Raw genomic sequence first — 13,943 nt, 5'->3', positions numbered from 1 at the left:
GTTCTCAACGTAAAGCAAACGTTTTCGTCTGATTTTTACATGGTTATTATTCATGATGTCGATCTGTTTGGGGTGTAAAGGTTATTTGCCCTGTTTACTAAACGTGTTGTCAGACTGGCTTAATCGGCAGGTTTGGCGGTATTGCGGCAGGAATTTGGCATCTCACCCACCAGGGCAGATGAGATGCCTTAAGAGGCTGTATTACACTTCCAGGTAGTTCAGGATACCGTCTGCCGCTTTACGACCTTCGGCAATCGCGGTGACCACCAGATCCGAACCGCGCACGATGTCGCCACCGGCGAAGATTTTCGGGTTGCTGGTCTGGAAGGCGTTGTCGCTGCGCTCTGGAGCAATAATGCGGCCCTGAGAATCCAGTTCGACGCTGTGTTTTGCCAGCCACTCCATACTGTGCGGACGGAAGCCAAATGCCAGTACCACCGCATCTGCCGGAACAACGTGTTCGGAACCGGCGACGATCTCCGCACGGCGACGGCCCTTCGCATCTGGTTCACCCATTTCGGTACGCGCCATTTTCACACCGCATACCTTACCGTTGGCGTTCACTTCCACGCCTAAAGGCTGGACGTTGAACTGGAATTCGACGCCTTCTTCACGCGCATTTTTCACTTCGCGTTTGGAACCCGGCATGTTCTCTTCGTCACGACGATAAGCGCAGATGACATGTGCTGCGTTCTGGCGAACCGAGGTCCGCACGCAGTCCATCGCGGTATCGCCACCGCCGAGAACGACGACGCGTTTGCCTTCCATGCTGATGTACGGCTCGTCGCTGCTTTCGCCAAAGCCCATCAACTGTTTGGTATTGGCGATCAGGAACGGCAGGGCATCAAACACACCGGAAGCGTCTTCGTTTTCCAGCCCACCGCGCATCGACTGATAGGTACCTACGCCAAGGAACACGGCGTCATAATCTTTCAGCAGATCGTCAAGCTGTACATCGCGGCCCACTTCCACGTTCAATTTGAACTCAATGCCCATACCGGTGAAGATTTCACGACGGCGGGTCATGACCTCTTTCTCCAGTTTGAAGGCCGGGATACCGAAGGTCAGCAGACCGCCGATTTCCGGGTGGCGGTCAAATACCACCGCCTTCACGCCGTTGCGGGTCAGCACATCAGCACAGGCCAGGCCTGCCGGACCGGCACCGATGATCGCCACGCGCTTGTCGGTTTGACGCACGCCGGTCATATCCGGGCGCCAGCCCATTTCGAATGCTTTATCGTTGATATAGCGCTCGATGTTACCGATAGTCACCGCGCCGAACTCATCGTTCAGCGTACAGGATCCTTCACACAGACGATCCTGCGGGCACACGCGGCCACAGACTTCCGGCAGAGTGTTGGTCTGGTGCGACAGTTCTGCTGCTTCAAAAATACGCCCCTCGTTCGCCAGTTTCAGCCAGTTCGGGATGTAGTTATGCACCGGGCACTTCCACTCGCAGTACGGGTTACCGCAGGACAGGCAGCGGTCTGCCTGTGCTTTGGCCTGACCTTCGGAAAACGGCTCGTAGATCTCGATAAACTCGATCTTACGGATCTTCAGCGGCTTCTTAGGTGGATCAACGCGCTGCAGGTCGATAAATTGGTATACGTTCTGACTCATTGCTGCTACCCCTTACTGCGCCTGCACACGCAGCTCTGCTGCGCTACGACTACGGTGACCCAACAGTGCTTTCACATCACTGGATTTTGGTTTTACCAGCGCGAATTTCGCCGAGAATGCTGGCCAGTTAGCCAGGATCTCTTCGCCGTGTGAAGAGCCGGTATGCTGTACGTGCTCGGTAATCAAACCGCGCAGGTGTTCCTCGTGGATAGCCAGCGAGTCCACGCTCAGCACTTCTACCAGTTCCGGGTTCACGCGTTTGCGGAACTCACCGTCTTCATCGAGCACGTAGGCGAATCCGCCCGTCATACCCGCTCCGAAGTTGACGCCCGTTTTTCCGAGAATACAGACGATGCCGCCGGTCATATATTCGCAGCCGTTGTCGCCAATACCTTCAACCACGGTGATTGCGCCGGAGTTACGTACTGCAAAGCGCTCACCCGCACGACCCGCGGCAAACAGGCGGCCACCGGTGGCACCATACAGACAGGTGTTACCAATGATGCTCGCTTCATGGCTACGGAAAGCAGAGCCAACCGGAGGACGCACTGCAAGCAGACCGCCCGCCATACCTTTACCGACATAGTCGTTGGCATCACCGGTCAGATACAACTCCACGCCGCCCGCGTTCCACACGCCGAAGCTCTGGCCTGCGGTACCGCTGAAGTGCGCTTTGATTGGGTCAGACGCCAGCCCCTGATCGCCATGCGTTTGCGCGATATAGCCCGACAGCGACGCGCCAACAGAACGGTCGGTGTTGCGGATATCGAACCAGAAGGTTTTGCTCTGGCGCTCGTCGACAAACGGTTTCGCTTGCTGTAACAACTGAGCGTTCAGCACGCCGTTATCAAACGGCGGGTTGTTCTCGGTGCAATGCAGCGCTTTACCCGGATGCGGTTCGGCGGTTTCCAGCAGACGAGACAGTTCCAGTTTCTGTTGCTTGGCGGTAAACCCTTCCAGCTCTTTGAGCAGGTCGGTACGACCAATCAGATCCACCAGACGTTTCACGCCCAGCTCGGCCATCAGTTCGCGCACTTCGCGGGCGATAAATTCAAAGTAGTTGGTCACTTTGAACGGCAGACCGTGATAGTGGTTCTTACGCAGTTTGTCGTCCTGAGTTGCCACGCCGGTTGCGCAGTTGTTCAGATGGCAAATACGCAGATATTTACAGCCCAGCGCGACCATTGGACCGGTGCCGAAACCGAAGCTTTCCGCGCCGAGAATCGCTGCTTTAATGATATCCACGCCAGTTTTCAGACCGCCATCAACCTGCAGACGAATCTTGTGACGCAGACCGTTAGCGACCAGCGCCTGCTGGGTTTCCACCAGACCGAGTTCCCACGGGCAGCCCGCATATTTCACCGAGGAGAGCGGGCTTGCGCCGGTACCGCCATCGTAGCCAGCAATGGTGATCAGATCCGCATAGGCTTTCGCCACGCCTGTGGCGATGGTGCCAACGCCTGGTTCGGAAACCAGCTTCACGGAGATCATCGCTTTCGGGTTGACCTGTTTGAGGTCGAAAATCAGCTGCGCTAAGTCTTCGATAGAGTAAATATCGTGGTGCGGCGGCGGGGAGATCAGCGTCACGCCCGGCACCGAATAGCGCAGTTTGGCGATGTACGGGGTGACTTTATCACCCGGTAACTGACCGCCTTCGCCAGGTTTCGCGCCCTGAGCGACTTTAATCTGGATGACATCGGCGTTAACCAGATACGCCGGGGTTACGCCAAAGCGACCGGAAGCAACCTGCTTAATGCGCGACACTTTATTGGTGCCATAGCGCGCCGGGTCTTCACCGCCTTCACCGGAGTTCGAGTTGCCGCCGATGCTGTTCATGGCTTCGGCCAGCGCTTCGTGTGCTTCGGGGCTTAATGCGCCGATGGACATAGCTGCGGTATCGAAGCGTTTAAACAGTTCGGTTGCGGGTTCTACTTCGCTAATGCTTACGGCTTCATCGCCAGGCGTAATCGCCAGCAGATCGCGCAGCGTGGCCGCCGGACGCTCATTGACCAGCTTGGCATATTCCTGATAGTCGCTGTACTCGCCGCTTTGTACCGCCTGTTGCAGCGTGCGCACCACGTCCGGGTTGTAGGCATGGTATTCGCCGCCGTGGACGTATTTGAGCAAACCGCCCTGGCTGATAGGTTTACGTGCCAGCCATGCATGTTTGGAGAGGTTCAGCAGATCCTGCTGGAAGTCGCTAAACCCTGCGCCGCTAATACGGCTGACCACGCCCTGGAAGCACAGCGCCACGACATCATCGTGCAGACCAACCGCTTCAAACAGCTTCGAGCAGCGGTAAGAGGCGATGGTCGAAATGCCCATTTTGGACATGATTTTGTACAGACCTTTGTTGATGCCGTTACGGTAGTTCAGCATCACGGTCCGGTAATCTTTGGCAATCGCCTGAGTGTCGATCAGCCGTCCCAGCGTTTCATACGCGAGATACGGGTAAATGGCCGTCGCGCCAAAGCCGAGCAGGACAGCAAAATGGTGCGGGTCGCGGGCGCTGGCGGTTTCAACGATGATGTTGGCGTCGCAACGCAGGCTTTGTTCTACAAGGCGCGTTTGCACTGCGCCCACGGCCATCGGTGCCGGAACCGGCAGGCGGTTTTTCGCGATGTTACGGTCAGAGAGCACCAGCAGCACCGTACCGTTACGCACCATCTGTTCCGCCTTATCGCACAATGCCTTGACGGTCTCTTCGAGGGTGGTTTCGGTCACGTCGAAGGTGATATCGAGGCGGTCGGCGCGGTAATGCTCCTCTTTCATGGTGGTGAGCTGGGTGAAATCGGAGTACAGCAGGATCGGCGATTTAAAGCTCAGGCGGTGTGCCTGACCTTCGGCTTCGCAGAAGACGTTCATCTCACGACCGATGCTGGTGGCCAGCGACATAACGTGCGCTTCACGCAGCGGGTCGATCGGCGGGTTAGTCACCTGCGCGAACTGCTGGCGGAAGTAGTCATAAATGATGCGCGGCTGGCTGGAGAGCACGGCAAACGGGGTATCATCACCCATTGAACCGACCGCTTCCTGACCATTTTCGCCGAGCACGCGGATCACGGAATCCAGCTCTTCGGCGCTGTAGTTAAACTGTTTCTGATAGCTGGCGAGCGTGTCATCGTCCAGTTCGCGGCTGCCGACCTGATCGTCTGCGAGGTCTTCGAACGGCACCAGACGGCGGACGTTCTTCTCCATCCACTCTTTGTACGGATGGCGGCTTTTCAGATCGTCATCGGTTTCGGCGGAGTGCAGAATGCGCCCGCTGCGGGTATCGATAACCATCAGCTCGCCAGGGCCGACGCGACCTTTCTCAACCACTTCATCCGGCTGATAATCCCAGATCCCAACTTCAGAGGCGCAGGTAATCAGCTTGTCTTTGGTGATGACGTAGCGCGCCGGACGCAGGCCGTTACGGTCAAGGTTACAGGCGGCAAAACGGCCGTCGGACATAACAATGCCCGCCGGGCCATCCCACGGCTCCATGTGCATGGAGTTAAAGTCAAAGAACGCGCGCAGCTCCGGGTCCATATCCGGGTTGTTCTGCCAGGCCGGCGGCACCAGTAAACGCATGGCACGGATAATGTCCATCCCGCCAGCCAGCAGCAGTTCCAGCATGTTATCCATTGAGCTGGAGTCGGAGCCGGTTTCGTTAACGAACGGTGCGGCGTCGTGCAGGTCAGGGATCAGCGGTGTCTGGAATTTATAGGTACGTGCGCGTGCCCACTGGCGGTTGCCGGTGATGGTGTTGATTTCACCGTTATGCGCCAGGTAGCGGAACGGTTGGGCCAGCGGCCAGCGCGGTACGGTATTGGTGGAGAAGCGCTGGTGGAACAGGCAGATGGCCGATTCCAGACGCAGGTCCGCCAGGTCCAGGTAAAAGCGCGGCAGATCCGCCGGCATACACAGACCTTTATAGATATTGACCAGGTTCGACAAGCTACACACGTAGAAGTCTTTATCGTCCTGGAGGCGTTTTTCGATGCGACGGCGCGCGATGAACAGGCGGCGCTCCATATCACGCGGACGCCAGCCCGCAGGGGCGTTGACAAAAATTTGCTCGATACGAGGCAGGGAGGAGAGGGCGATTTCACCGAGAACACCTTCGTTGGTCGGCACGTCGCGCCAGCCGACAATCGACAGGGTCTCCTGCTGTAATTCTTCTTCGACAATGCGACGAGAAGCTGCAGCCAGTTCAGTGTCTTTATTTAAAAAGATCATGCCGACGGCATAGTTTTTAGCTAAACGCCAGCCGCGCTCTTGCGCCACGATACGGAAAAAGCGGTCAGGTTTTTGTAACAGCAAACCGCAACCATCGCCGGTTTTACCATCGGCTAGAATTGCGCCACGGTGCTGCATGCGGGCCAGTGCGTGTATGGCGGTACGCACTACCTTGTGGCTAGGTTCGCCTTCTATGTGGGCGATCAGGCCGAAACCACAGTTATCCCTCTCAAGGGATTTATCGTACAACATATCAGTGAACCTCCCCAGGCTCTGCGGGATTCCCATCTGGACCGTTGCGCACGGGCACACCAAGAGCATGGCGACGGGGTTTGCGTGTCATACGCTTACCTCGCATTCGCCCTCTTTATCCTTTTCGCATAGGTCAAACAAGTTTGAGGACTTGCTTCAGAGGGAATCTCAATTACTGCATAAATATGATGAGCAGACTGCTCATCCAGAAAGCTTCCAGCGGATTTCCACGTTATCGGGAATCCACACACAGGTCAAATGGCAATCTTATTTATGCAAAAATGTGCTATAGGGCGATTAACTTTATGAATATGTTGAAATTTAAGGATTTTTTACATTGATTTAACGCAAGGGGGATGGGGAGCGAAGTGTGATCTGTCTCACTGTCAGAAAGGCTGTATATCCCCCGTCCTCCCTTTGTTTATCGCTATGCTTGGCATTTTATGCTGGTTTTTGGAGTTTTGGCGTCTTAAAGATACTGTTTTTATGCTGAGAGTATAAGAAGATAAAAAAAACAGTCGGATATAAGGAAAAGTAATTTTATTTTGAATGAATGAAATTTCGATTATTTTGATTTGTTATGCAATGAATAAAAGCACGCCAGGGCGATTGATCCAGGTCATCGCCGACTGGGGCAAAAAATGGCAGGCTTTGGCCTCTTTTCAAGGCGCGGTCTACCAGATTATGCAGTTACAGAAATTAGTCAATATGTTTGGTGGGGATCTTTCTCGCCGTTACGGGCAAAAGGTTCATAAACTCACGCTTCACGGCGGCTTTAGCTGTCCAAATCGTGATGGCACCATCGGACGTGGCGGGTGTACTTTCTGCAATGTCGCCTCGTTTGCCGATGAAGCACAGCAGCACCATTCTATTGCCGAGCAGCTTGAGCATCAGGCGCATCTGGTCAATCGCGCGAAACGCTATCTGGCCTATTTCCAGGCCTATACCAGCACCTTTGCTGAAGTGCAGGTGCTGCGTTCGATGTATCAGCAGGCGGTTAGCCAGGCCAGTATCGTCGGGTTATGCGTTGGGACGCGCCCCGACTGCGTGCCGGATGCGGTACTCGATCTGCTTTGCGAGTATAAAGACCTCGGCTATGAGGTATGGCTGGAACTCGGTTTGCAAACCGCGCATGACAAAACCTTGCATCGTATTAACCGCGGCCATGATTTTGCCTGCTACCAACGCACTACGCGACTGGCACGCGAGCGCGGGCTGAAAGTGTGCTCACACCTGATTGTCGGTCTGCCGGGAGAAGGGCAGGCAGAATGCCTGCAAACCATGGAACGTGTGGTGGAGACGGGCGTTGACGGTATTAAGCTGCATCCGCTGCATATTGTGAAAGGCAGTACGATGGCGAAAGCCTGGGAAGCCGGGCGGCTGAACGGGATTGAACTGGACGACTACACGATTACCGCAGGGGAGATGATCCGCCATACGCCGCCGGAGGTGATTTATCATCGTATTTCCGCCAGCGCGCGTCGCCCAACGCTGTTGGCGCCGCTATGGTGTGAAAATCGCTGGACCGGCATGGTCGAACTGGATAAGTACCTTAACAAGTACGGTGTGCAAGGCTCGGCGCTCGGTACGCCATGGGTGCAGCCTGAGAACTAACTCTCCGTAGGCCGGATAAGGCAAAGCCGACATCCGGAAATCTGCGCCTGCTTGCCTGATGGCGCTTTGCTTATCAGGCCTACGATGGCCTCTCCGCGGTCATTTCACCGATAACCTCCGCATTTCTTGCACAATCTTCAACGTCACGCTGAGAATTGAGTATTATTGTGCCAAGTTGTCGTGAAGGAACCCTCTATGAAGCAAATCCGTATGCTGGCGCAATATTACGTCGACCTGATGATGAAGTTAGGTCTGGTGCGCTTTTCGCTGCTGTTGGCGCTGGCTCTGGTCGTGTTGGCAATTGTGGTGCAGATGGCTGTCACCATGGTGCTGCATGGCCAGGTAGAAAGCATTGATGTCATCCGTTCTATCTTTTTTGGTCTGTTAATTACCCCCTGGGCCGTCTATTTCTTGTCTGTGGTGGTGGAGCAACTTGAGGAGTCCCGGCAACGCCTGTCACGACTGGTACAAAAGCTGGAAGAGATGCGCGAGCGAGATCTCAAGCTCAATGTGCAGTTGAAAGATAATATTGCCCAGCTCAATCAGGAAATTGTTGAGCGTGAAAAAGCCGAAGCAGAGCGCCAGGAAACATTCGAGCAACTGAAGGTTGAAATCAAAGAGCGCGAAGAGGCGCAGATCCAGCTTGAGCAACAGTCTTCCTTTTTACGCTCTTTCCTTGATGCCTCGCCGGATCTGGTTTTTTATCGCAATGAAGATAAGGAGTTTTCCGGCTGTAACCGTGCCATGGAGCTGCTGACCGGCAAAAGCGAAAAGCAGCTGGTGAACTTAAAACCGGCTGACGTTTACTCTCCTGAAGCGGCTGAAAAGGTGATTGAGACCGACGAGAAGGTGTTCCGCCATAATGTTTCGCTCACCTACGAACAGTGGCTGGACTACCCGGACGGGCGCAAAGCCTGCTTTGAAATTCGCAAAGTGCCTTACTATGACCGCGTAGGTAAGCGACATGGTCTGATGGGCTTTGGGCGCGATATTACCGAGCGTAAGCGTTATCAGGATGCGCTTGAGCGCGCCAGCCGTGATAAGACCACCTTTATTTCTACTATCAGCCACGAGCTGCGCACCCCGCTTAACGGCATTGTCGGCTTAAGCCGGATCCTGCTGGATACGGATCTGACCGCGGAGCAGGAAAAATACCTTAAAACAATCCACGTCTCTGCTGTGACGCTGGGGAATATTTTCAACGATATTATCGACATGGATAAGATGGAGCGACGTAAAGTCCAGCTCGATAACCAGCCGATCGATTTCACCAGTTTTATGGCGGATCTGGAAAACCTCTCTGGCCTACAGGCGCAGCAAAAGGGGCTGCGTTTTGTGCTTGAGCCGACGTTACCGCTGCCGCATAAGGTCATTACCGACGGAACGCGTCTGCGTCAGATCCTGTGGAATCTGATCAGCAACGCCGTGAAGTTTACCCAGCAGGGGCAGGTGACCGTGCGGGCGCGCTATGACCATGGGAATATGCTGCATTTCGAAGTTGAAGATTCCGGCATCGGCATTCCGCAGGATGAGCAGGATAAAATCTTCGCTATGTATTATCAGGTGAAGGACAGCAACGGCGGTAAACCGGCAACGGGGACAGGGATTGGTTTGGCCGTGTCGAAGCGTCTGGCGAAAAACATGGGCGGTGATATTACGGTTTCCAGCCAGGCAGGAAAAGGGTCCATCTTTACGCTAACCGTGCATGCCCCTGCGGTAGCGGAAGAGATTGAAGATGCTTTTGAAGACGATGAAATGCCGCTGCCAGCCCTGAATGTGCTGCTGGTAGAAGACATTGAGCTGAACGTTATTGTTGCGCGCTCCGTGCTGGAAAAATTAGGCAACAGCGTGGATGTCGCGATGACCGGGAAAGCCGCGCTGGAAATGTTTACGCCGGGTGAATATGACTTGGTGCTGCTGGATATTCAGCTACCGGATATGACCGGTCTGGATATCTCGCGGGAGCTCACGCAAAAATACGCCCGTGAAGATCTGCCACCGCTGGTTGCACTCACCGCCAACGTACTGAAAGATAAAAAAGAGTATCTGGACGCAGGCATGGACGACGTGCTGAGTAAGCCGCTGTCGGTTCCGGCGCTAACCGCCATGATCAAAAAATACTGGGATACCCGAAACGAAGAGGAGAGCACTGTGACATCTGAAGAAAGCAGTAAATCGCAAGCGCTGTTAGATATTCCTATGTTGGAACAATACCTCGAGCTGGTGGGACCGAAGTTAATTACCGACGGGCTGGCGGTGTTTGAGAAGATGATGCCGGGATATTTGAGCGTGCTGGAGTCCAACCTGACGGCACGGGATAAAAAAGGTGTTGTTGAGGAAGGCCATAAAATTAAAGGCGCAGCAGGTTCAGTGGGGCTGCGTCACCTGCAACAGCTAGGTCAGCAAATCCAGTCGCCGGATCTTCCTGCTTGGGAAGATAACGTTGCTGAATGGATTGAAGAGATGAAGCAGGAGTGGCAGCACGACGTGGCAGTATTAAAAGCCTGGGTGGCGAGCGTGGAAAAAAAATGACCCCGGCTTGACCGGGGTGCGCGAATACTGCGCCAACACCAGGGAAATCGTGGCTGCGCCGTAAATTATTATCATTGTTTACAAGGGCGCAGCCCTAATTTTCAGGCCGCACGCAGTTAAGATAGCAAATCTTAAATAATTTGTTACATGAATCAGTTAAATGTGTGAAGCGTAGCATTTAAATCATAATAACTAATATGTTTCAGCCAGTTGAGAAAGGAGTATTGCGATGAAAAAAGTGGGTGTAGTGCTCAGCGGATGCGGCGTGTATGACGGTGCAGAGATCCATGAAACTGTTCTCACGCTTCTGGCCATTGCCCGCAACGGCGCTCAGGCTGTCTGTTTCGCACCAGATAAACAACAAGCGGATGTGATTAATCATCTGACCGGCGAGCCGATGCTGGAAACTCGCAATGTGCTGATTGAAGCCGCGCGTATCACACGTGGCGATATTCGCCCACTTGCGCAGGCAGTCTCATCGGAACTGGATGCGTTGATCGTGCCGGGTGGGTTTGGTGCGGCCAAAAATCTGAGCAATTTTGCCAGTCAGGGCAGCGAATGCCGGGTTGACAGCGATTTAGCCGCGCTGGCGGTGGCCATGCATCAGGCGGGTAAGCCGTTGGGGTTTATGTGCATTGCGCCTGCCATGTTACCAAAAATTTTTGACTTCCCGCTGCGTCTGACCATCGGCACTGATATCGACACGGCAGAGGTGCTGGAAGAGATGGGCGCTGAGCATGTGCCTTGTCCGGTTGATGACATTGTCGTCGATGAAGACAACAAAATCGTCACCACGCCTGCCTATATGCTGGCGCAGGACATCGCTCAGGCTGCGAGTGGCATCGATAAACTGGTATCGCGTGTGCTGGTGCTAACTGAATGAGAAAAGGAGTAACCGCCTTTCTGCGACGTATTTTTCTGCGGGTGGTGGTTGTCCTCGCCGTATTCTGGGGCGGGGGCATCGCACTTTTCAGCGTGATGCCTGTGCCTTTCTCGGCGGTAATGGTCGAGCGACAGCTGGGCGCATGGCTGTCCGGTGATTTCGGCTATGTGGCGCACTCGGACTGGGTGAGCATGGATGAGATCTCACCGTGGATGGGACTGGCGGTGATTGCTGCAGAGGACCAGAAGTTTCCAGACCACTGGGGGTTTGACGTCACCGCCATAGAGAAAGCGCTGGCGCACAATGAACGCAATGAAAACCGCATTCGCGGGGCGTCAACGTTATCGCAACAGACGGCGAAAAACCTCTTTTTGTGGGATGGACGTAGCTGGGTGCGTAAAGGTCTCGAAGCCGGGCTAACGCTGGGTATGGAAACCGTCTGGAGTAAGAAACGTATTCTGACCGTCTATTTGAATATCGCCGAGTTTGGCGATGGGATATTTGGCGTGGAGGCGGCGGCGCAACGGTATTTTCATAAACCGGCCAGTCGGTTGAGCCTGTCTGAAGCGGCCTTGCTGGCGGCAGTATTGCCCAATCCTTTGCGTTTTAAGGCGAATGCGCCTTCTGGTTATGTGCGTAACCGCCAGGCCTGGATTATGCGCCAAATGCGCCAGTTAGGTGGTGAGTCGTTTATGCGGGAAAATAATCTGTATTAGCGTAGTTATTGCCGGATGCGGCGTAAACGCCTTATCCGGCCTACTGGCTACGTTCTGTGTACTCGATTAATCTTCATCAAACCCTGAATTAAACAGGGCAATCACTGCGGCCAGGGCTTCTACTTCCTGTGGTCCCGTGGCTTCGACTTCTATCTGACGCCCTTTGGCTGAATCCAGCATCAGCAGAGCGATAACGCTGTTGGCCTCGGCTTCCGTTCCTTCATCATTACGCAGCAAAACTTCTGCTTCGAAACCCTGCATCAATTCAAACAGTTTCATCGCTGGGCGGGCATGCATGCCCAGCTTATTGGTGATTTCAACGGTTTGCTTCACGGTCATGATTTACGTTTTTCCAGCGTACGATGGCGTGACTGCACGTTTTTACCGCGTGAGCGGAAGTAGTCTGCCAGCTGCTCTGCAATATACACCGAACGGTGTTTCCCGCCGGTACAGCCGATGGCTACGGTAAGGTAGCTACGGTTGTTGGTCTCCAGCATGGGTAACCATAGCTCAAGATAGCTGCGAGTCTGGTAGATAAAATTGTGTACTTCTGTGTGCCTGTCGAGGAATGCGGCGACAGGGCGGTCAAGACCGGTCATTGGGCGCAGCTTCGGATCCCAGTGTGGGTTAGGCAGGAAGCGCACGTCAAAGACGTAATCCGCATCAATCGGGATACCGTGTTTGAAACCAAAGGATTCGAATACCATCGTCAATTCACGTTCACGTTTACCCAGCAGTCGGGTACGTAACATTTCTGCCAGTTCGTGTACGGACATTTCGGAGGTATCAACGATCAGGTCAGCGCGAGAGCGTAGAGGCTCCAGCAAATCGCTTTCCTTATCGATAGCGCTTTCCAGAGACAAGTTCTTGCTGGAGAGCGGGTGTAAACGGCGCGTGTCGCTGTAGCGACGAATCAACGTGTTACGGTCTGCATCAAGGAACAGCAGCTGTGGTGAGAAACCCTCGGGCAGATTATTCATTGCCTGCTCGAAAATTTCCGGGGACTCAGGCATGTTGCGCACATCAATGCTGACGGCCGCAGAAATCTGGCGATCGGCCAGTGTACGAGCCAGATCGGGCAACAGCACTACGGGAAGGTTATCCACGCAGTAAAAACCCATATCTTCCAGCGCACGCAGGGCGACAGATTTACCTGACCCTGAACGGCCGCTGACGATCATCAGTACCATGTACTGTTTCTCCTCACAACGACAAAAAAGGATGCCATTGGGTTGTTATGCTTCATCCTGTCCACCTTCGGTGTCCGTGATGATTTGATACAACTCCTGGTCACTCTGCGCGGCGCGCAGACGACGACAGATGGTTTTATCTGCCAGACGTTTTGCGACCAGTGACAACGTATGCAAATGCGTCTTGGTTTGGTCTGCCGGGACCAGCAGGGCGAAAAGCAGATCGACAGGTTGATTATCAATGGCGTCGAAGGCGATGGGTGTTTCGAGTTGAACAAACACACCAACCGCGCGCATCGTGTCTTCTTCCAGCTTTCCGTGCGGGATAGCAATACCATTACCGATGCCGGTACTGCCCATTTTTTCACGCGTCAGAATGGCTTCAAATACCACCTGAGCAGGCAAGCTAAGCTGTTTTGCCGCAAGTTCGCTGATGATTTCCAGTGCGCGCTTCTTGCTTTGGCAGTGAACGCCTGCGCGTGTACATTCCTGGTTAAGAACAGTGCTCAGTTGTAGAGTCGTATCGTTATTTGTCATAATTTCACCTAAGCGCTAACTGTACAAATGGCCCGTTGTGCTACACAACAGGCCGTCCTGCACCCGCTAACTGCCCGGACAAGTTAGTGCTGTTTCAGTTTATCTTTATGTTTTGTTAACTGCCGAGCCAGTTTATCAATTAAACCGTCAATGGCGGCGTACATATCCTGACCTTCCGCGCTGGCATGAATTTCGCCACCGTTCACATGCAGTGTTGCATCCGAGATATGTGTAACCTTCTCCACTTTCAACACAATATAGACCTGATTAATCCGGTCGAAATATTGTTCGAGCTTGGCAAATTTTGTATTCACAAAATCGCGCAGGGCTTCGGTGATTTCGACGTTGTTTCCAGTGATGTTGAGCTGCATAGTGTCT

Annotated in this window: 10 protein-coding genes; 4 read left to right on the top strand and 6 right to left on the bottom strand. The window is 53.9% G+C overall.

The features are described from left to right. Window positions 1-201: 201 nt before the first annotated feature. Window positions 202-1,620: a glutamate synthase small subunit gene (locus OGX86_RS21995; protein ID WP_008785940.1), complete on the bottom strand. Its 1,419-nt coding sequence runs from the start codon at window positions 1,618-1,620 to the stop codon at window positions 202-204. Between the two features lie 12 nt (window positions 1,621-1,632). Further along, entirely contained in the window at window positions 1,633-6,093 is a 4,461-nt protein-coding gene (gene gltB, locus OGX86_RS21990) for a glutamate synthase large subunit (RefSeq protein WP_286640678.1), read from the bottom strand. A gap of 684 nt (window positions 6,094-6,777) precedes the next feature. Between gltB and mnmL the strand changes: the two genes are divergently transcribed. The 4 genes from mnmL (at window position 6,778) to mtgA (ending at window position 11,838) form a co-directional block, all read left to right on the top strand. Next, entirely contained in the window at window positions 6,778-7,707 is a 930-nt protein-coding gene (gene mnmL / locus OGX86_RS21985) for a tRNA modification radical SAM protein MnmL/YtqA (RefSeq protein WP_168978938.1), read from the top strand. Window positions 7,708-7,902: 195 nt separating this feature from the next. Beyond that, window positions 7,903-10,239: an aerobic respiration two-component sensor histidine kinase ArcB gene (gene arcB / locus OGX86_RS21980; protein ID WP_286640677.1), complete on the top strand. Its 2,337-nt coding sequence runs from the start codon at window positions 7,903-7,905 to the stop codon at window positions 10,237-10,239. A gap of 229 nt (window positions 10,240-10,468) precedes the next feature. Continuing rightward, a complete protein-coding gene (gene elbB, locus OGX86_RS21975) occupies window positions 10,469-11,122 on the top strand; it encodes an isoprenoid biosynthesis glyoxalase ElbB (RefSeq protein ID WP_003828774.1) in 654 nt (217 codons plus the stop codon). Further along, complete coding sequence (gene mtgA, locus OGX86_RS21970) at window positions 11,119-11,838, top strand: monofunctional biosynthetic peptidoglycan transglycosylase (protein ID WP_048215457.1); 720 nt, start codon at window positions 11,119-11,121, stop codon at window positions 11,836-11,838. The genes elbB and mtgA overlap by 4 nt, the downstream gene beginning before the upstream one ends. 66 nt (window positions 11,839-11,904) lie before the next feature. Here the strand turns inward: mtgA and npr are convergent, their stop codons facing one another. The 4 genes from npr to hpf form a co-directional block, all read right to left on the bottom strand. Continuing rightward, on the bottom strand, window positions 11,905-12,177 hold the full coding sequence (gene npr, locus OGX86_RS21965) for a PTS phosphocarrier protein NPr (protein ID WP_003828770.1): 273 nt from the start codon (window positions 12,175-12,177) through the stop codon (window positions 11,905-11,907). Beyond that, window positions 12,174-13,028 (bottom strand): RNase adapter RapZ, encoded by an 855-nt coding sequence (gene rapZ, locus OGX86_RS21960; protein WP_003025085.1) that lies wholly within the window; start codon window positions 13,026-13,028, stop codon window positions 12,174-12,176. Before rapZ ends, npr begins: the two co-directional genes overlap by 4 nt. Window positions 13,029-13,073: 45 nt before the next feature. Then, window positions 13,074-13,565, bottom strand: coding sequence for a PTS IIA-like nitrogen regulatory protein PtsN (ptsN, locus tag OGX86_RS21955; RefSeq protein WP_032945121.1), 492 nt, complete (start codon window positions 13,563-13,565; stop codon window positions 13,074-13,076). 83 nt (window positions 13,566-13,648) lie between these two features. Next, window positions 13,649-13,936, bottom strand: a complete 288-nt coding sequence (hpf, locus tag OGX86_RS21950; RefSeq protein ID WP_003025078.1) for a ribosome hibernation promoting factor — start codon at window positions 13,934-13,936, stop codon at window positions 13,649-13,651. Between the last annotated feature and the right edge of the window lie 7 nt (window positions 13,937-13,943).

This window comes from Citrobacter sp. Cpo040 (genome assembly GCF_030332915.1).
GTDB classification, from domain to species: domain Bacteria; phylum Pseudomonadota; class Gammaproteobacteria; order Enterobacterales; family Enterobacteriaceae; genus Citrobacter; species Citrobacter portucalensis.
Note: the sequence above shows the minus strand (reverse complement) of the source record. Positions and strands in the feature narration are given on the sequence as shown.

Bases quoted from the DNA above. Each gene is read 5' to 3' on its own strand.
- rapZ (WP_003025085.1), bottom strand. From the start codon at position 13,028: ATGGTACTGATGATCGTCAGCGGCCGTTCAGGGTCAGGTAAATCTGTC.
- npr (WP_003828770.1), bottom strand. From the start codon at position 12,177: ATGACCGTGAAGCAAACCGTTGAAATCACCAATAAGCTGGGCATGCAT.
- elbB (WP_003828774.1), top strand. From the start codon at position 10,469: ATGAAAAAAGTGGGTGTAGTGCTCAGCGGATGCGGCGTGTATGACGGT.
- OGX86_RS21995 (WP_008785940.1), bottom strand. From the start codon at position 1,620: ATGAGTCAGAACGTATACCAATTTATCGACCTGCAGCGCGTTGATCCA.
- hpf (WP_003025078.1), bottom strand. From the start codon at position 13,936: ATGCAGCTCAACATCACTGGAAACAACGTCGAAATCACCGAAGCCCTG.
- arcB (WP_286640677.1), top strand. From the start codon at position 7,903: ATGAAGCAAATCCGTATGCTGGCGCAATATTACGTCGACCTGATGATG.
- ptsN (WP_032945121.1), bottom strand. From the start codon at position 13,565: ATGACAAATAACGATACGACTCTACAACTGAGCACTGTTCTTAACCAG.
- mnmL (WP_168978938.1), top strand. From the start codon at position 6,778: ATGCAGTTACAGAAATTAGTCAATATGTTTGGTGGGGATCTTTCTCGC.
- gltB (WP_286640678.1), bottom strand. From the start codon at position 6,093: ATGTTGTACGATAAATCCCTTGAGAGGGATAACTGTGGTTTCGGCCTG.
- mtgA (WP_048215457.1), top strand. From the start codon at position 11,119: ATGAGAAAAGGAGTAACCGCCTTTCTGCGACGTATTTTTCTGCGGGTG.